Raw genomic sequence first — 17,087 nt, 5'->3', positions numbered from 1 at the left:
GGTTAGGTCTTTCCCGTCCTCCTGCATCCCGCGAAGGTTACAACCTTGTTGAGCTCCCGTGGAAGGAGGGAGAGGTCAAAGTCCCTCCCAATGAGTTCGGGTGTCCAGGTTTCCTGCCATTCTGTTAACACTTTCGCGAGTTCCTTCTTCATGGTCGGTAATATGTGTTCATAGGTTATAAGGGTTGTTCAGTATACTAAACAGCTTTTTATAAATTCCTGTTTAGTGTACTGGCCCTTCATCATTCGATCCTGAAGGTCAGCCCCTTCTCTCTTGCCTTCCTCTCCACCTGGAGGCGGAACTGGCAGGCCTTGCATATCTCGCCAGTCGTTGGCTGGCCGCATATTTTACAGCGATTAAGCTCGCCCGTTTTTTTGGTGTAGGCCTTCGCGATGAGGGGAAACAGCTTGTCGTAGCTCCTGAGAATCTGGTACTTTGTCCCGGGATGCCTCTCCTCCATCTCGTTGAGCCAGTCGCGAATTTCGGCGCGGAAGGCTTCGACCGCGTAGGGGCACTCACTCAGGTCGACCTCGATGTTGTTCAAAACCGCATAGAGCACCGTTTCCTTCTCCGGAATCTCGCGGAGGGGTTTTATCCTCGGAACCAGGTCTGGGTGTATCTCCTCGTAGTAGGGGCCGGTCCTCCCGAGGCGCGCTATGTCGCCCCGCATGATGTTCATTATGAACATCTGGACCTCATCATCCAAATTGTGGCCCACTGCCAATTTGTCTGCCTCCACATCTTTGGCCGCGTAGTTCAAAAGCCAGCGCCTCCAGACGCCGCAGTAGGAGCAGGCTCCGACTCTCTCGCCCTTCTCAAAGCTCCCCATTATCTCGACGGTTTCGTCGAGGGTGAAGCCTGTGTACTCTTTGAAGGAATAAACCCTGTGCTCTATCCCGAGCTTCTTTGCGTTTCTCTTCGCTATTTCAACGCTCGGCGGGCGGTAGCCGGCTATGCCTTCGTCAATCGTTATCGCGACAAGCTCGAAGGGGAACTTCTCGCGGAGCTTCGCCAGGAGGTGCATCAGGACTACGCTGTCCTTTCCTCCGGAGACACCAACCGCTATCCTCTCGCCCCTTTCAATGAGGCGGTACTTCTTGACAGTCTCCTTGAACTTCTTCTCCACCATCTCGTTGAAATGCTTGTGACAGTAATAAAGGCCACTGTAGCGCGCGTGGTAGACTGCGGGTCTGCCGCACTTCGAGCACTTCATTGCCATGGTTGGCATGACGGTGGATGCGTTTAAAAAGGATTGCCCCCAAAATACCGCAGGTGAGAGTGATGGAAGAAGTTCTAAAGAAGTTCAAGCCCCGCGTAGTCAGCACAGGTATCAAAGAGCTGGATGAGATGATGGGTAGCGGACTGCTTGATGACAGCACCCTGCTCGTTATCTACGATGCTTCATCATTCGGATGGACCATTGGCGTTCAGGTCTTTAGGCGCATGATAGAGTTGGGCGGCTTTGGGGTCATCACGAGCTACTCCTTCCCCATCAGCCTCCTTGAAAAGTACGCGCTGACAATGCAGTACGACTTTCTTAGGGATGGGGCTGAAGGAAACCTAGCCATAGTCGACGTCATAGGCTCCATCTACAACCTCAACGTCAACCTGCCCTTTGTTTACTACCCGGGTTCAATTGACTCGGAGACTTTCTTGGCTAAGATGGAAGCGGTCTACCGCAGAATAATGAAGGAGCGTGCTGATAGTAGAAAGCCCGTGGGCATATCTGTGACCGTAGATGCACTTCCCGACCTGTTTGGTGAGGACGTTGCCATGAGAATCCTCAGGAGAAACCTCCTTATGAAGGAGCTGGCCCTCATGCGGGAGGAGCGGGAGCGGCCCATAAACATCCTCTTGCTCAATAGGGAGCGGGCCAGCCGGCGCTTTATAGAGTGGCTCTCGCAGTACGCGGAGCACATCGTGGAGTTCAGGTCCACCAGCATCTCCGGTGTGGAGAGGATGATAGCAAGGAAATCACTTCTTCCCAGTTTCACCCCGTCGGAGGCGGAGTTCCGCTTTGAGCACGGAAATATTGAGATACGCCCCCTTTGATTGGCGTTCTTTCCGTTAACCCTTCTCATCCCGCGAGGTTCGCCAGTGCCGGCCAGAGGTTCAGGGCAAGCAGGAAGAGTCCTATTCCTATTGTTAAATACCGCACGGGGTTCGCTATCCCTTCCGGCAGATAGCGCTTGAATACGTCGTCGAGCATCCTGCCCCCGTCGAGTGGGACGAGCGGGAAGAGGTTCATCAGGCCTATGCCGATGTTGAGCACGTATATCCAGTAGAGCGAGAAGAACAGGGGCAGTATAAGCCACTCCATCCCAATCTTCGACACGACGTTCTGCGCTGGGTATATTCCAAGGAAGCCCTCCCCGGGTTTATCTGGATGTTTTCCAAGCTTCACGTTGATATTTATCATCTTTCCATCCCTCAGGACCGTCAGTATGACCACCTGGCCCGGCTTCGTTTTGTTCATAAATTCGATGAACTGGTCGAGGGTTTTGACGTGCATTCCGTCCATGGCCGTTATTACATCCCCTTTCTGGAGGATCCCGTGGGACGGACCGTTTTCTAAGACCCCTGACACCAGAACCCCGGATGGTTGGAGGAGGGGGGAGACGGCGAAGTTGATTATAAGGAGTGTTATTAAGGCTGTCGCGATGTTGGCCAGGGAACCTGCACCGTAAACCCTGAGCCTGGTCCTCAGCGATGCCTTTGACAGTGCCTCTTCATCCGGCTCGACGAAGGCACCGGGGATGACGGCGAGGAGAACGAGTCCAACTGATTTCAGCGGGAGGCCGTCGGCCCTTGCTGTGACACCGTGGCTCAGCTCGTGGACCACCATGACCACGGCAAGGCCCACCAAGCCGTACCAGAGGGGTATGGTGAGACCTGGAATGACGAGCTGGACACCGGCCTGCTTCCCGTGGGTTTGGAGTGTGGCCATAGCCGTTTTAAAGAGGGCGTAGAAGACGTAGGCCATTCCCATAAAGCCGAGGGCAATTCCTATATCCGCGTAAACCTTCCAGAATTTCCCGTTTTTCCGGGCCAGCCTGTCTATGAAGCCCAGTAGTCTCTTGGTGCGCCACATTGCAATGAAGAAATCAACAGATAGCCCTTCCTCCTCGTTGCTCCTGTCTTTGAAGAGGGCGTATATGACGGCCCAGAAGGCAATGATGATAGCGGTGACTGCAATAAGTGTGCTAACCATGGTTCGACACCCCTTTTCCACTGGGCTGACTTCATTGGATGGTCTTATAAACGTTAGCGGACAATCCTGAGTGATGGAGACCCTCAGAATAGCGTTCGTCTATGACGTGATCTATCCATGGGTGAAGGGTGGAGTTGAAAGGAGAATCTATGAACTTGCAAGGAGGTTATCTGTTAATCACGAGGTTCATGTTTACGGCTACAAACTCTGGAAAGGAAAGTCAGAGATAGAGCGTGAGGGGATTCACTATCATGGGACAGTCAGAGTTAACAGGCTTTACTATGGTTCAAGACGCTCAGTAACCCCCCCTCTTATTCATTCTATCGCTCTTCTTTCTGAGTTCAGAGGGGAGCGGTTTGATGTGATCGACTGCCAAGCGAGTCCATATCTCCCGGCCCATTCACTCAGGCTAGCCGGGTTGGAGAATGTCCTCATAACATGGCATGAGTTCTGGGGGGATTACTGGTTTGACTACCTTGGTAAGGTGGGTATTATAGGGAAGATCGCCGAGAGAGGCCTCTTCTCCTTCGAGAGGCACATCTCTGTCTCTCAGAAAACGAGAACTGATCTATTCAACTCCGGCCTTAGAAAGCTAATTCACCTCGTTCCGAACGGCATAGATACCAACCTGATTCATTCCCTTAAACCGTCACCCCTTGAATCTGATTTCCTCTTCGTTGGCAGACTTATCCCTGAGAAGGGGGTTGACTTTCTCCTCCACTCCCTGGCATTACTCAAACGGGAGCTACCCGATTTTAGGGTTATCATAGTTGGAGATGGTCCAGAGAAGGCAAAGCTCGAACTCCTCGCGCGGAAATTGGGGATTGAGAAAAACACAACTTTTACAGGATTCCTAGGCGATTATCGGGACGTCCTAGCTCTCATGAAAGCATCGAAGGTCTTTGCTTTTCCTTCTAGAAGGGAGGGCTTTGGCATGGTTGTCCTTGAGGCAATGGCCTCGGGAATCCCGGTGGTTACTATGAATCACCCAATGAATGCCTCGAGGTACTTGATGGAGAGTGGAAGAGATGGCTTTGTCGCTGATGTCAGCTTGGAGGGATTTGCCGAGGCGCTTCTAACTGCATATCATAACTCCAAAAAACTCGGAACCTTTGCGCAGAAAAGGGCAGAGCGCTACGACTGGGACCGGATTGTTAAAGTCCTCATCAGGGTTTACAGGGGGGATTGAATGAAGGTTTGTCTAATCGTTCGGCGGTTGAACACAAAGGCCGGTGGAATAGCGGTCTACACCCGAAACCTCATTAGAACGCTTGAGAGGGGGGGGCACGAAGTTGAGCTCTCTCCATGTGAGGGGGTTTCCTACCTTCTCTGGCAGTTCTTTAAAGTCCCCCTCTGGCTTGTTCGCTCAGGGTGTGACACTTACCATGCCGTTGGAGTTATTGAGGGCATAACTCTTCCGCTTTTCAAGCCACAACCAGAGAAAAGGATAACGGTTCACGACCTCATCCCGCTGAAACACCCAAGGAATGGACTCAAGGGACTCTTTGAGCGTCTTTTCATCCGTCTCGGACTTCTCTCGGCTAGAAAATGTGATGTAATTTACGCGGTTTCACACTTGACGAAGGTTGATCTTGTGAGGTTTGGTGTTCCGGAGGACAAGATAAAGGTCGTTCGCCAGCCGATAGACGAGCGCTTTCTTAGAGAGCCACCTAAAGCCGGAAAGTTCAGGGAACCCGGGAGGTTTATCCTTGGCTACATTTCGAGGATGGACTACCATAAGAGACACACACTCCTCGTTGAACTCTTCAAGCGCTGGGACAACCCGAACGCGAGGCTACTTTTAGCTGGAACTGGAGAGGAGTTTGAGAGAGTCAAAAGGCTGGCTGAAGGTGATGACAGAATAAAGCTCCTCGGCTTTATCCGGGATGAGGAGCTGATAGAATTCTACGACTCCCTCGATGTCTACGTTCACGCCTCTAAATACGAGGGGTGGGGGTTGCCGATTGTGGAGGCAATCGCAAGGGGAAAGCCAGTTGTTGTGTTTGAGGATGCTGAAATACCGGGGGAAGTCAAGGGGCTGTGTTTGGGTCTTCCTTCCAAGAATTCCTGTTTGGAACTTAATGAACTTTTTAAAAACCGAAAGCTCGTTAAGAAATTCTCCATTTTAAATTCGAAAGCTGGTAAAAATCTCTTTCGCTGATTTTTTATTTCGGGAATGTTATCTTCTCCTTTTGAACACCTCACCCTTCGGGGCGGGGATAAGTCGGCTTTCTTCCATTGTCTGTTTATATACCCCCATAACCTTATCGACCACCTTGCTCCATTTATGCTCCTGTGCCCACTTAATGTCTCTCTTTCTGATTTTCTGGGGAGGATCTTCCAGTACAGCTGGCAAGTCTTCTTTTGAGATAACATAGGTGTGTTCTTTAACTTCAATTGGAATTCGAGCATCTTCTAATGTTATTACAGGTTTTCCACAAGCCAGTGCTTCTACAATTGGAAGACCATACCCTTCAATCTTTGAAGGAAATACAAAGACATCTATGTTGGTAAAAAAGTTCAATATTGAGCTCTCAGGAATAAAACCTAAAAATTTAACTCTCGAATCTTCGCCAACTAAAGATGTCAGGTAATTCTTATAAGATTTATTCTGCGTTGTGCCTCCTATCCATAGTTCTCCTTTATGAGATGACTCTTTATATGCTTTAATTAATAGGTCGATTCTCTTACGAGGCCCCAAATAGGAAAGAGTTCCAACCCTAGGAATGGGGTTACTTTTTTTACAAGGAGATAGGTAATCAGGGATTCCATTTGGAATTACAGTAATCCTCTCCGGGTCAATGTTTACTAAGGATAGAATCTCATCCCTAGTTTGATGGCTTACTGAGATAATTTTCACATTGTTTCCTGCATTTTCTATTTTCTTTAATGTTTTTATGAATGTTTTTTGAATAAATAATCTACTTAAAACTTCATGTACGTTATTAGATTTTTTAAAATACATGGGGATCAAATCATGCACTGTAATGATGATATTTTTATTTTTAAAGTTTATATTTGTACTCTCAGGCAAATGTGTTATATGGTATATACTACAATTTTTTGGAGTACTAATAGGTACATAAAACGTATAATATAGAACATATCTCACGAATACAAGGGAAGGAATATCTACTACCGGCAGGGGCATATTATCCTCACTTATGGGGACTACATGAACTCCTTTTTGTTTTAGCCCTTTAAGTATTTCAAGAGAGTATCTCCCAATGCCCCCGTTCTTCAAGTTAAAATATCTAGCAATTAGGCATACTTTCATAGCCTCTCCTCCAGTCATCTTGTGACCTAGCAAGAATTCCGTCAAAATATGCTTTTAGTACAATAATTGAATAATCGATCTTTGATTCTAGAGCAAGAGTTATTCCCTTGAATAATACTAGAAAAAAGTTGCTGCTAAATCCTATTATTTTCCGGATGCTGGTAAAGTGATTCTTTATGAATAACATCCTGTTTCTATAACTATAATATAAACTACGTGAAGACATTTTTTTTCTACTTTGCTCCCCCTTGTGGTATACTTTTGCTGAGGGAGTATACATCACTCTGTATTTATGATTCTTTATTCTAATACAAAGATCTGTCTCTTCTAATAAAATGAAAAAATTCTCGTCAAAAAGTTTGGCATCAAACAAGGATGTTTTTCTTATAAGCATGCATGCTCCTAAAATGGCATTTCTCTCTCCTACTAAGTCATATTGTCCATGATCTTCTGCACCTTCCCCAATATTTTCACTAGACCCAAATATCCAATTTACTCTAGCACCAACCGAGTTGATAGTCTTTGGATTCTTATAATATAATATCTTAGGTCCTACAACTCCAATCCTTTTATCAATCTCGGCTATCCGAACTAGTTCCATTAAAAAGTCCGGGTGGACAACAGTATCATTGTTTAAAAGTAGTATATACTCTGAATTTAAGCTACTTAGTGCAAACTTTATGCCCACATTATTCCCGCCAGCAAAGCCGTAGTTGTCCCTGTTTCGGATTAGAATCATTCTCCTTTCCGGGTCAGTTTTCTCATAGAAGGGCTTTTGGAATCTGCCCCTCTTTGCATCTTCCTCTCCGATTTCAAAGATCCGAATCGGCTTATTGCGTGAGGTGTAATCGAAGAACTTTGAACTAATCTGGATTTTTCCCAGCGCATATTCTTTAATCTTTTGAACTGAATCATCTTTTGATCCGTTGTCGATCACGATAACATCATAGTTGGGATAAGTGATTCTATAAAGTGATTCCAAACATTCCACTGTGTCCTTCCAGCCGTTCCAGTTGAGTATAATTATAGAGACCCTTGGAAGATCCATGGGATGCACCACTTGATTCTTCGATATGGCATACCTTAAAAGATTATTCTATCCTGCTTAGTTCGTTCCAGCTGGAGAATGAAGTTTAGAAAGAGAGAAATGATGGATGGACTGTGATGAATTTATTCTCAGAATCTTAGTGAACCTCATCCAACTAAATGAACAGGAGTCCCCTTTAACTTGTCCCTAAGAACTTTAACCGCTTTCTCATCTGTTATTGGCTCCCATATTTGCGGGGCCTTTTTTTGGGGTTAAACCACCATTTAATACTATCTTCCGAGGCGCAGATGGATTTGAATTTGTTTCTGATACAGACCTTCTTGTTGTGTCTATAACCAACGGAGGCCGTTGGTACAGCCCTATCTTGGGGGGCTTTTTCTGTGGCGGATGCTCATCAGAGGGATAAACGTAGAAGACCACACCGCCAACAAAAAACGCCTAGTTCTCTCGATCGTTCGGGCCAGGGCCTCATACTTGGTGACTTCATGGGCATGCATGATGTTGACAAAAACGTATGCGATCCACGTAAGCATGGCCTCTGCTCCGGCCAGTAGTATAAGGGTCTTCATCCATCCTGGCTTTGGAAGGGGTAAAGTTAGGGCAACGATCACGAGGAAATTAAACAGGGCTAGAATTATCTTAAACCCCAGAACGTCTGGCAAAAGCTCTCCGGCCCTGCTCTTGTCCCTTGCGACCTCGCGCATGAAGTAGTAACCAACCCCTAGATCTGAGAATATTCCGAGGAGGCCAACGTAGTAGAATATGAATGAATACTGTCCCAGCCCGTCCGGCTCAAGCGTTCTGCTGAGAATAATGATTATGCCGTAGGCGAAGAGCTTTGAAACTATCTCGGCCTCGAACAGCTAGCCCGCGTTTTTGATGAGCTTTAGCTTAAGGTTATCCCCCATGAATCCATCCCTTCCTAACCTCCTTGTAGGTACATCCAACTCTTTTTATGCCTTCGGCTGATCTTTATTATCTAATATAGAAAAATTTATAAGGCATTGAGTTTGAATTTTATCGAAGACTTTAGTTGGTGGTTAGCATGAGACGATGGGCTGTCGTACTAATTACATCGACTTTGATGGTTCTGATGCTGGTTTTACCGGCCTGGTCCATCTTCACTGACAGAGCGACGTCAAACAAAAACACGATTAGTTCTGGGGAGTTTGACATAGGGATAAGCAAGGATGGCTCCCGGTTCTACAACGACCTTCATCTGTTCGATTTCTCTGACTTGAAGCCTGGAGACAGCCGTGAGATAGTGTTCCACGTTAAAAACCGCGGTGACGTAGCCGTCTCCAAGTTAACCATTGCCTTCACCATTAATGATCTTGAAGACGGTCCGCTCTCACCGGCGGAAGCAAAGGTGGATCACACTCCGGACGTTGGGGAGCTGAGTGACAATTTGGTAGTGACATCGATGACAGTGGAAGTTGGGGGAAAGGCCATCAACGTGAGCAGTGCGGTTGGAAAAACGCTGAAGGATTTAAACGGAAAACCCGTATCTATTCCCCTCGGTGGAAAGCTTGCTCCTGGAGAAACTGCCAAGGTGATGATGAGGGTGTGGTTCTCAAAGAATGCGGGAAATGAGTGTCAAACCGACAGCGTCTCGGTCAACATGACCCTTGATGCCCAGCAGTGAGGGGTGGCCTTTTAAACTCCCTCCTCAATTTCATTACCGGTGTCTTTCATGTTTGGGATCGTATTTGATATGGACGGTGTAATCTACCGCGGTGACCTGCCAGTTGAAGGTGCAGAAGAGACCATTGAATTCATCAAAAAAGAGGGGATCCCGTTTCTCTTCCTGACTAACAACTCCACAAAGACCCCGGCGAGTTACCGGAAGACCCTTCTGTCGATGGGTATCGACGTTTCTGAAGACCGGATAGTAACCTCGGGGGTTGCGACGAGGGTTTATATGAAAGAACACATGGAGCCGGGCAAAATATTCGTGGTGGGGGGAAGAGGCTTACATGAGGAGATGGAAAAGTTTGGGTGGGGCATTGTGAGCATTGATGACGCTCGGAGGGGTTGCTGGAAAGACGCGAAGTATGTCGTCGTTGGCCTTGACCCCTGTTTAACCTATGAGAAGTTGAAGTACGCCGCACTGGCCATCGAGAACGGGGCAGAGTTCATAGCCACGAACCCCGACACAACCTACCCCGCGGAGGATGGATTCTACCCCGGGGCTGGGGCGATAGCGGCAGCATTAACCGCAGCAACAGGGGAAGAACCCCTTGTCATTGGAAAGCCAAATGAACCTGCCTATGAGGTGGCCGTGGAGCGTCTCCAGGGGATTGACGAGGTCTGGATGGTAGGAGACAGACTGGACACTGACATAGCCTTTGCGAAACGATTTAGAATGAAGGCAATAATGGTTCTAACGGGCGTTAGCACGCTCGAGGACCTTGAAAAGAGTAAACTGCGTCCGGATATAGTTCTCCCAAGCGTAAGGGAGCTTAAAGGATACATCGAGGCCGGCTGGAGGAAGCAAAATGATACTCAACGAACTCCTTGAAAAGATGATATGGCAGGAGAACGAGCTTTACAACCTTTATAAGCTCGGGGAGACATTTGCCACCTACGAGAGGCCCGAGTTTGTCGACACCTTCCAGCTCCTCGCCGAGGAGGAGCTGAGGCATCGACGGACACTTGATGATATGCTGTCCAACGGGAGCTTAGGGGGAACCAAGATCATAGACTATCTCGACTCCCTGTCCATTGAATCTCTCCTCACTGATGAGAGGATAACGCCCGAATCCCTAGAGGAGCTTATAGTGGGTGCGATCATACGCGAGAAGCATTCCTACGAGCTTTATATGAAACTTTCCAGCATCTTGGGGGGTTCTCTGGGCCAGATATTTAGGATGATGGCTGAAGAGGAGCTTAAGCATGCATATAGGCTCAAACTGGTCTATGAGGGGCTTTGATAGATGGATAAATTATCCGACATTCCCTTTTTCTACCCCCTCTTTAAAGGGGCGGATTTGAAAGTGCAAATTCGTCACCCCGGCAACTTTCGATGGGGCAAGGTATATTTAGGAGTGGGCCACTATCGGCTAGTTGATATTTTTACCGGGGAAGGCTATGATGAACAGGTGTAAGTCAGGGGTGTTTATATGGCAGTTGAAAAAGTGATGAAAAGAGACGGTAGAATAGTGCCATTTGATAAGGACCGTATAAGGTGGGCCGTCCACAGGGCAATGCTTGAGGTAGGGGTTCACGATGACAGGCTTCTCAACAGGGTCGTCAGGCGCGTTGTCAGAAGGGTAAACGAGCTTTACGACGGTCAAGTCCCGAATATCGAGAACATACAGGACATAGTCGAGCTTGAACTCATGCGCGTTGGTCTCTTCGATGTGGCGAAGGTTTACATCCTGTACAGAAAGAGAAAGGCCGAGATAAGGGAGGAAAAAAAGAAGATCCTCAACAAGGACAAGCTTGATGAGATAGACAAGCGCTTCTCAATCAACGCTCTCCGCGTCCTGGCAAGCAGATACCTCATGAAAAACGAGCGGGGCGAGATCATAGAGAGTCCACGCGAGCTCTACGAGCGCGTTTCAGCCCTAGCGGTTATCCCAGACCTCCTCTACGACGAGAGGATCTTCGATAAGAATGGGAATTACGAGCAGAACCCCAAGGCAATTGAGAGGTACCTCTCAAAACTCGACGAGTATGACGGAAAACTCTCGATAGGCCGTTTCAAGCTTAACAAGTACCACTTTGAAAGGCTCCTCAACCTCTACCGCGAGCTGGCCGAGAGGGGACAGATGAAGGTTTCCATAGATGATGTTGTCAAGATGCTCGAGAACGGGGCATTTGACAAATACGAGGATGAGGTTGAGGAGTACTTCAGGCTAATGACAAGCCAGATATTCATGCCCAATACCCCTGCTCTTATCAACTCTGGAAGACCCCTTGGAATGCTCTCGGCGTGCTTCGTCGTGCCAATAGAGGATGATATGGAGAGCATAATGAAGGCGGCACACGACGTGGCCATGATACAAAAAATGGGTGGTGGTACTGGGCTTAATTTCTCAAAACTCCGCCCAGAGGGAGACATGGTCGGAACCACCACAGGGGCAGCCTCAGGCCCGGTCTCCTTCATGCACCTCATCGATGCAGTTAGCGACGTCATAAAACAGGGCGGCGTTAGGAGGGGAGCTAACATGGGCATCCTTGAGGTCTGGCACCCGGACGTTGAGAAGTTCGTCCACGCAAAGGAAAGGAACACTGGAACAAACGTGCTCAGCAACTTTAACATAAGCGTTGGCCTCTGGGAGGACTTCTGGGAGGCTTTAAAAGGGGGAAAGCGCTACCCACTGGTAAACCCGAGGACGGGAGAGAAAGTCAAAGAAATCGACCCCAAGAGCCTCTTCGAGGAGTTAGCATATATGGCATGGGCCAAAGCTGACCCCGGTGTTGTGTTCTTCGATGTAATAAACAGAAGAAACGTTCTAGAGCCCGCAAAGGGCGAGAAGATAAGGGCCACCAACCCGTGCGTCGTTGGGGACACGAGGGTTCTGACACCAGAAGGTTATCTGAAGGCGGAGGAGCTCTTCAGCCTCGCAAAGGAGAGGGGTAAGAAGGAGGCCGTGGCAGTAGAGGGAATAGTGGAGGATGGAGAGTCGTACGCATACTCGGTCGAGGTTCTCCTTCCAGGAAAGGAAGAGACCAAGTATGAGACCGTCCACGGAAAAGCTCTCGCTGTCGCCGATCCAGTTGCAGTCCCCGCTTACGTATGGAAGGTCGGAAGGAAGAAGGTCGCAAGGGTCAGAACGAAAGAGGGCTACGAGATAACCGCAACCCTCGACCACAGAGTCATGACCCCGGAGGGCTGGAGAGAGGTCAGTGAGCTTAATGAAGGAGACAAAATACTCCTGCCGCGCTTTGAAGTGGAGGAAGAATTCGGAAGCGAGAGCATAGGGGAGGATTTGGCGTTCGTCCTCGGCTGGTTTATCGGGGACGGCTACCTCAACGTGAACGACAAGAGGGCCTGGTTCTACTTCAACGCAGAGAAGGAAGAAGAAACCGCCTGGAAGATTAGAGAGATACTCGTGAAGCATTTTGGAATCAAGGCGGAACCCCATCGCTACGGCAACCAAATAAAGCTCGGCGTTTGTGGAGAAGCTTATAGGTGGCTGGAGAGTATTGTAAAGAGCAACGAGAAGAGAGTCCCTGAGGTAGTTTACAGGCTCAAACCAGTCGAAATTGCGACTTTCCTGAAGGGTCTATTCAGTGCCGACGGCTACGTGGACAACGACATGGCGGTAATGCTTACCTCAAGGGACAGAAAACTCCTGAGGGAGGTTCAGGACCTGCTCCTGATCTTTGGAATTCTCTCTAAAATCTACGAGAGGCCCTATGAGAGCGAGTTCCACTACACCACAAAGGACGGAGAAGAGAGGACTTACAGGGGCGAGGGCTACCACGAGCTCGTCATAGCGAACTACAGCAGGAAGCTCTTCGCAGATAAGATAGGCTTTGAAGGCTACAAGATGGGGAAGCTCAGCCTCAAGAAGACAAAGATTGACGAACCGGTTGTGACAGTTGAAAGTGTTGAGGTCCTCGGGGAGGAAATCGTCTACGACTTCACAGTGCCTGAGCACCACTCCTACGTAAGCAACGGCTTCATGAGCCACAACTGTGGAGAAGAGCCCCTCTACGAATACGAATCGTGCAACCTCGCCTCGATAAACCTCGCAAAGTTCGTCAAGTACGACGATGAAGGAAAGCCCTACTTTGACTGGGACGAGTATGCCTACGTGATTCGGAAGGTGGCTAAGTACCTCGACAACGCAATCGACGTCAACAGGTTCCCACTCCCGGAGATAGACCGCAACACGAAGCTCAGCAGGAGGATAGGCGTTGGGATGATGGGTTTAGCTGATGCACTCTTCAAGCTCGGTATTCCATACAACAGCGAGGAAGGCTTTGCATTCATGAGGAAGGCGACGGAATATCTCACATTTTACTCATATAAGCAGAGCGTTGAGATGGCGAAGAAGAGAGGAAGCTTCCCGCTCTACGAGAAGACCAGATATAAAAACGGCGAGTTGCCGGTCGAGGGATTCTACCACGAGGAAATATGGAACTTGCCCTGGGGCGAACTGGTCGAGGAGATAAAGGAGCACGGAGTAAGAAACGGAATGGTGACCACCTGCCCACCGACCGGCTCGGTCAGCATGATATCAGACACTTCCAGCGGAATAGAACCAATATTCGCCCTCGTCTACAAGAAGAGCGTCACCGTCGGAGAGTTCTACTACGTTGACCCTGTCTTCGAGGCCGAACTCAAGAGCCGCGGACTCTACAGCGATGAACTGCTCAGAAAGATAAGCGACAACTACGGCTCAATACAGGGTCTTGAAGAGGTTCCGGAGGAGCTTCAGAGGGTTTTCCTAACATCCATGGACATCCACTGGCTAGATCACATTCTCGCTCAAGCCAACATCCAGCTCTGGCTCACCGACAGCGCGAGTAAAACAATAAACATGCCAAACGACGCCACCGTCGAGGACGTTAAAGCGGCCTACCTCCTCGCCTACAAGCTCGGCTGCAAAGGTGTAACGGTCTACCGCGACGGCTCGCTCTCGGTTCAGGTATACAGCGTTGAGGGTGAGAAGAAACAGCGCGTCAAAGCCAAACCGAGTGCCTACGCCGTGGAGAAGCTCAAGGCCATCGTTGAGGCTGAGCCGTGGCTGGCGCGCTTCATCAACGTCGAGGCAATACTCAACGGAACGAACGGGAAGAAAAATGAGGGGCAGTCAGGAGCACTGACGTTCTCTGTCTCACACGTCGCGGCCCCAAAAACCACCAGCGAACACCCACACAACACAGGTAAGCCCAATATACCAGAGGAGAAGATAAAGGAGCTCCTCGGCGTTGTATACTGTCCCGTCTGCTATGAGAAAGACGGTGAGCTGGTGGAGCTAAGGATGGAGAGCGGCTGTGCTACCTGCCCGCGCTGCGGCTGGTCAAAGTGCGTCATAAGCTGAGTCCAACTCTTTTCCCTATTTCTCCACCTTTCCTAGGATATTAACATTTCTATGTCAAAGCATTCTTTTTAAGGACCACATTTTAACTTTTAGTACTTATAAAAAGCCCCAAGGTAGGGAGGTACCAATCCAGGATATTCGGAGGTGTTGAGATGGATAAAGTTTATCTCACTTGGTGGCAGGTTGACAGAGCAATGTTCGCGCTGGCAAATGAGATGAAGAAGCATTTCACGCCAGATCTCATAGTCGGAATCGCGAGGGGAGGACTCATTCCAGCGGTCAGGTTAAGCCACATCCTCGGTGACATCGAGGTAAAAGTCATCGACGTCAAGTTCTACAAGGACATAAACGAGAGGATGGAGAAACCGGTCATAACCATACCCCTCCACGGCTCACTGAATGACAAGAAGGTGGTTATAGTCGACGACGTTAGCGACACTGGGAAGACCCTCGAAGTGGTCATAGACGAGGTGAAGAAGGCCGGGGCGAGCGAGGTTAAGGTGGTGTGCCTCAGCATGAAGCCCTGGACGAAGGTCGTTCCGGACTTCTACGTCTTCAGAACCGACAAGTGGATCGTCTTCCCCTGGGAGGAGTTCCCGGTCGCGATGAGGGAGTGAGGTTTTAACTTTTTGACTCTCCCACTTGCAACTCCATGCAACTCTTTTACTCAGGCTTCTTTTGACTCATTCTAAAAGGAAAATACAACTCGAAATGAATTTATACTCGAAAAAAATAAGGAAGAATTTTTACTAAAAATAAAAGGAAAAACTTATAAGGAGAAGTTGGCCATAGAGTAACGCAGAAATCGTGAAGAGGTGAACCTCGTGAAGTGGAAGCCGTTGTTCGCAGTCCTGTTGGGACTGCTGATGATCGGAGTGACAGCTGGGAGCGCGGCGGCAGCGCCCATCCCCAACCAGCCGGCCCCACAGCACCATGTAGGACTTGGGACAGTCGTGTTTACATGGCTCAAAGGGGATGCCATTATAAGTGAGGGGAAAATTTGGGTTCCGGGTGCATCAGCGTACATTAAGACATATAAAGTTAAGCACAAAGGATATGGCGCTATTCATGTTTCGGTTTTCAAATGGATACCACTTGGAGGCTACGTCACAATGACAGTAATGCCTGACATGACAACGTACAGCTTCTATGGAGATCACTTCAAGAAGGATTACATTCACTCCTATGGAGTTGCCGGTCGCAGATTCAAGGTGTTAGTAGCCCACTATGACAGTTGGCTTAGTCTTGGAGGATGGTGGGAGCAGAAGGTTAAATTTAATGCTGGTTATGGACACCATGGGATAATATCAGTTGGGATGACAGAATGGCCGATATTAGATAGCTTACTCGAGAAAATTGGGGTTAAAGGAAAACTTACAAACGCTGGCAAGAAACTCCTTGACTTTGTCTACGATGGAAGCACAGATGCCCTAGCAGATGCACTTAGTCTACTCCTAAGCGGCCTTGACATAGATGCCGCTATGTTTGATGAAGTTTAGAGGTGATGCAAATGCTTTTCTCTCTATTTTCTATTTCAATAGGTTTTTTAATATCCTTCAGCCCACCCACCGCAATAGTTGGAGTCATAGTTGCATTTGTTCTATCATTTGCATACTCGAAGAGTATTAAAAACCACTTCAGGACTAAAGATGCCATCAACTCCATTATTGGCCTTGCATTTGGCACGGTGGCTGGCTTAATAGTTTATGGCACAGATCCTTACATACGCCAGTGGCACTCACTCTGGTGGATACCCATGCTATGGTTTGTCGGGTCACTGGCGGGTATAATTATATCAATATATCAATCAAAAGGTGACCTGGAAAATGGAAGTTAAGAAAGCATTTTCCTTCATTGAGGGACTTTCAGTAACTTTCAACCCCTGGCTTGCAATTATAGCTGGCGCTATAGTGTACATAACCAAACGAGAGAATAGGTATTATTCAGAAAAGAGAACGAGTATTATCTTTATAATTGGTGCAATAAGTGGTATCCTCTTTGGCCTTATTGGGTTTGGAAAAGAGTATCTTCAATGGTGGAACCTCAGGGGGCCTAAAGATGAGGCTGAAAAGAGTGATTAAATGGATGCTGGCTCTTTGGGCGCTGGGGGAGGTTATATACTCTTACCAGCTGGTGGGCTTTTATTACATGCTCAGGGTTTTCAACGCTTCTATGTCCCGTTTGTGGTTACCCCTACTGATTAACGGACTCAGGTTTACCCTTCAGTCCCTAATCCTACTCGGAGTTTTAGCCTTAGTCTCAAAGAGGACGCCTTCCCTCAAGCTTTACGCTGTTTATTCAACCCCTTTGACTATTGCGGGAATCGGAAGTGCAGTACTCCGATTGAGCCTTTTGCAGAGAATAGGGATTAGGACTCTTTTAGAGCAACTGTTGTTGATCTTAGGATTCGTCCTTCTTGTCGTTGGATTGATCATGTACTACTCCAAAAATTTGGAGGTAAGGAAAAGAAAATTGATCGCATACATTACTACACCCATCTTGGCAACATTAGCGTTTTGGGTACTAATTCCCGTACCCCTTTGAGGTGAA

The 17,087-nt window shown here is 48.3% G+C and carries 17 protein-coding genes and 1 pseudogene; 12 read left to right on the top strand and 6 right to left on the bottom strand.

All coding sequences use genetic code 11. From position 1 onward, the window contains the following. Positions 1-2 precede the first annotated feature (2 nt). Both MV421_RS10395 and MV421_RS10390 read right to left on the bottom strand, forming a co-directional pair. Positions 3-152: a hypothetical protein gene (locus MV421_RS10395; protein ID WP_297417790.1), complete on the bottom strand. Its 150-nt coding sequence runs from the start codon at positions 150-152 to the stop codon at positions 3-5. A gap of 89 nt (positions 153-241) precedes the next feature. Continuing rightward, a complete protein-coding gene (locus MV421_RS10390; RefSeq protein WP_297417943.1) occupies positions 242-1,213 on the bottom strand; it encodes a TIGR00269 family protein in 972 nt (323 codons plus the stop codon). A 68-nt stretch (positions 1,214-1,281) separates the two neighbouring features. On the opposite strand from MV421_RS10390, the gene MV421_RS10385 reads away from it, so the two are divergent. Next, on the top strand, positions 1,282-2,052 hold the full coding sequence (locus MV421_RS10385) for a hypothetical protein (protein ID WP_297417793.1): 771 nt from the start codon (positions 1,282-1,284) through the stop codon (positions 2,050-2,052). Positions 2,053-2,077: 25 nt separating this feature from the next. Here the strand turns inward: MV421_RS10385 and MV421_RS10380 are convergent, their stop codons facing one another. Further along, a complete protein-coding gene (locus tag MV421_RS10380; RefSeq protein WP_297417797.1) occupies positions 2,078-3,211 on the bottom strand; it encodes a site-2 protease family protein in 1,134 nt (377 codons plus the stop codon). A 73-nt stretch (positions 3,212-3,284) separates the two neighbouring features. Between MV421_RS10380 and MV421_RS10375 the strand changes: the two genes are divergently transcribed. Together MV421_RS10375 and MV421_RS10370 are read left to right on the top strand one after the other, a co-directional pair. Further along, positions 3,285-4,400: a glycosyltransferase family 4 protein gene (locus MV421_RS10375; RefSeq protein WP_297417800.1), complete on the top strand. Its 1,116-nt coding sequence runs from the start codon at positions 3,285-3,287 to the stop codon at positions 4,398-4,400. Next, on the top strand, positions 4,401-5,372 hold the full coding sequence (locus MV421_RS10370; RefSeq protein WP_297417803.1) for a glycosyltransferase: 972 nt from the start codon (positions 4,401-4,403) through the stop codon (positions 5,370-5,372). 18 nt (positions 5,373-5,390) lie between these two features. Here MV421_RS10370 and MV421_RS10365 read toward each other — a convergent pair whose 3' ends face one another. The 3 genes and pseudogenes from MV421_RS10365 to MV421_RS10355 form a co-directional block, all read right to left on the bottom strand. After that, positions 5,391-6,506, bottom strand: coding sequence for a glycosyltransferase (locus tag MV421_RS10365; RefSeq protein WP_297417806.1), 1,116 nt, complete (start codon positions 6,504-6,506; stop codon positions 5,391-5,393). Continuing rightward, on the bottom strand, positions 6,466-7,536 hold the full coding sequence (locus MV421_RS10360) for a glycosyltransferase family 2 protein (protein WP_297417947.1): 1,071 nt from the start codon (positions 7,534-7,536) through the stop codon (positions 6,466-6,468). Before MV421_RS10360 ends, MV421_RS10365 begins: the two co-directional genes overlap by 41 nt. Positions 7,537-7,941: 405 nt before the next feature. Continuing rightward, positions 7,942-8,399 (bottom strand): annotated as a pseudogene (locus MV421_RS10355) (oligosaccharide flippase family protein); the annotation flags it as partial. A gap of 182 nt (positions 8,400-8,581) precedes the next feature. Between MV421_RS10355 and MV421_RS10350 the strand changes: the two are divergent. The 9 genes from MV421_RS10350 (at position 8,582) to MV421_RS10310 (ending at position 17,081) form a co-directional block, all read left to right on the top strand. Beyond that, a complete protein-coding gene (locus MV421_RS10350; protein WP_297417809.1) occupies positions 8,582-9,181 on the top strand; it encodes a TasA family protein in 600 nt (199 codons plus the stop codon). Positions 9,182-9,229: 48 nt separating this feature from the next. Then, entirely contained in the window at positions 9,230-10,057 is an 828-nt protein-coding gene (locus MV421_RS10345) for an HAD-IIA family hydrolase (RefSeq protein WP_297417950.1), read from the top strand. Next, the gene (locus tag MV421_RS10340; RefSeq protein WP_297417812.1) at positions 10,035-10,469 is read left to right on the top strand and encodes a ferritin family protein; all 435 of its coding nucleotides are present in this window, start codon (positions 10,035-10,037) and stop codon (positions 10,467-10,469) included. Before MV421_RS10345 ends, MV421_RS10340 begins: the two co-directional genes overlap by 23 nt. A gap of 189 nt (positions 10,470-10,658) precedes the next feature. Further along, entirely contained in the window at positions 10,659-14,537 is a 3,879-nt protein-coding gene (locus MV421_RS10335) for an adenosylcobalamin-dependent ribonucleoside-diphosphate reductase (protein WP_297503141.1), read from the top strand. A gap of 152 nt (positions 14,538-14,689) precedes the next feature. Continuing rightward, positions 14,690-15,154, top strand: a complete 465-nt coding sequence (locus MV421_RS10330) for a phosphoribosyltransferase (protein WP_297417818.1) — start codon at positions 14,690-14,692, stop codon at positions 15,152-15,154. 207 nt (positions 15,155-15,361) lie between these two features. Continuing rightward, a complete protein-coding gene (locus MV421_RS10325; protein WP_297417819.1) occupies positions 15,362-16,036 on the top strand; it encodes a hypothetical protein in 675 nt (224 codons plus the stop codon). A 5-nt stretch (positions 16,037-16,041) separates the two neighbouring features. Beyond that, positions 16,042-16,374, top strand: coding sequence for a hypothetical protein (locus MV421_RS10320; protein WP_297417823.1), 333 nt, complete (start codon positions 16,042-16,044; stop codon positions 16,372-16,374). Beyond that, positions 16,364-16,618 carry a hypothetical protein gene (locus MV421_RS10315; protein WP_297417826.1) on the top strand — a complete coding sequence of 85 codons (255 nt, stop codon included), beginning with the start codon at positions 16,364-16,366 and terminating at the stop codon, positions 16,616-16,618. Before MV421_RS10320 ends, MV421_RS10315 begins: the two co-directional genes overlap by 11 nt. Beyond that, positions 16,596-17,081 carry a hypothetical protein gene (locus MV421_RS10310; RefSeq protein ID WP_297417829.1) on the top strand — a complete coding sequence of 162 codons (486 nt, stop codon included), beginning with the start codon at positions 16,596-16,598 and terminating at the stop codon, positions 17,079-17,081. Before MV421_RS10315 ends, MV421_RS10310 begins: the two co-directional genes overlap by 23 nt. Positions 17,082-17,087: the final 6 nt, after the last annotated feature.

The sequence above is a fragment of the Thermococcus sp. genome (genome assembly GCF_027023865.1).
Classification (GTDB): domain Archaea; phylum Methanobacteriota_B; class Thermococci; order Thermococcales; family Thermococcaceae; genus Thermococcus.
The sequence above is the reverse complement of the archived record's forward strand: the minus strand, read 5'-3'. Positions and strand labels throughout refer to the sequence as shown.

What these genes read in the sequence shown, in the direction of transcription:
- MV421_RS10310 (WP_297417829.1), top strand. Translation starts at nt 16,596, where the DNA reads ATGAGGCTGAAAAGAGTGATTAAATGGATGCTGGCTCTTTGGGCGCTG.
- MV421_RS10395 (WP_297417790.1), bottom strand. Translation starts at nt 152, where the DNA reads ATGAAGAAGGAACTCGCGAAAGTGTTAACAGAATGGCAGGAAACCTGG.
- MV421_RS10335 (WP_297503141.1), top strand. Translation starts at nt 10,659, where the DNA reads ATGGCAGTTGAAAAAGTGATGAAAAGAGACGGTAGAATAGTGCCATTT.
- MV421_RS10360 (WP_297417947.1), bottom strand. Translation starts at nt 7,536, where the DNA reads ATGGATCTTCCAAGGGTCTCTATAATTATACTCAACTGGAACGGCTGG.
- MV421_RS10385 (WP_297417793.1), top strand. Translation starts at nt 1,282, where the DNA reads ATGGAAGAAGTTCTAAAGAAGTTCAAGCCCCGCGTAGTCAGCACAGGT.
- MV421_RS10320 (WP_297417823.1), top strand. Translation starts at nt 16,042, where the DNA reads ATGCAAATGCTTTTCTCTCTATTTTCTATTTCAATAGGTTTTTTAATA.
- MV421_RS10330 (WP_297417818.1), top strand. Translation starts at nt 14,690, where the DNA reads ATGGATAAAGTTTATCTCACTTGGTGGCAGGTTGACAGAGCAATGTTC.
- MV421_RS10380 (WP_297417797.1), bottom strand. Translation starts at nt 3,211, where the DNA reads ATGGTTAGCACACTTATTGCAGTCACCGCTATCATCATTGCCTTCTGG.
- MV421_RS10340 (WP_297417812.1), top strand. Translation starts at nt 10,035, where the DNA reads ATGATACTCAACGAACTCCTTGAAAAGATGATATGGCAGGAGAACGAG.
- MV421_RS10375 (WP_297417800.1), top strand. Translation starts at nt 3,285, where the DNA reads ATGGAGACCCTCAGAATAGCGTTCGTCTATGACGTGATCTATCCATGG.
- MV421_RS10390 (WP_297417943.1), bottom strand. Translation starts at nt 1,213, where the DNA reads ATGAAGTGCTCGAAGTGCGGCAGACCCGCAGTCTACCACGCGCGCTAC.
- MV421_RS10365 (WP_297417806.1), bottom strand. Translation starts at nt 6,506, where the DNA reads ATGACTGGAGGAGAGGCTATGAAAGTATGCCTAATTGCTAGATATTTT.
- MV421_RS10315 (WP_297417826.1), top strand. Translation starts at nt 16,364, where the DNA reads ATGGAAGTTAAGAAAGCATTTTCCTTCATTGAGGGACTTTCAGTAACT.
- MV421_RS10370 (WP_297417803.1), top strand. Translation starts at nt 4,401, where the DNA reads ATGAAGGTTTGTCTAATCGTTCGGCGGTTGAACACAAAGGCCGGTGGA.
- MV421_RS10350 (WP_297417809.1), top strand. Translation starts at nt 8,582, where the DNA reads ATGAGACGATGGGCTGTCGTACTAATTACATCGACTTTGATGGTTCTG.
- MV421_RS10345 (WP_297417950.1), top strand. Translation starts at nt 9,230, where the DNA reads ATGTTTGGGATCGTATTTGATATGGACGGTGTAATCTACCGCGGTGAC.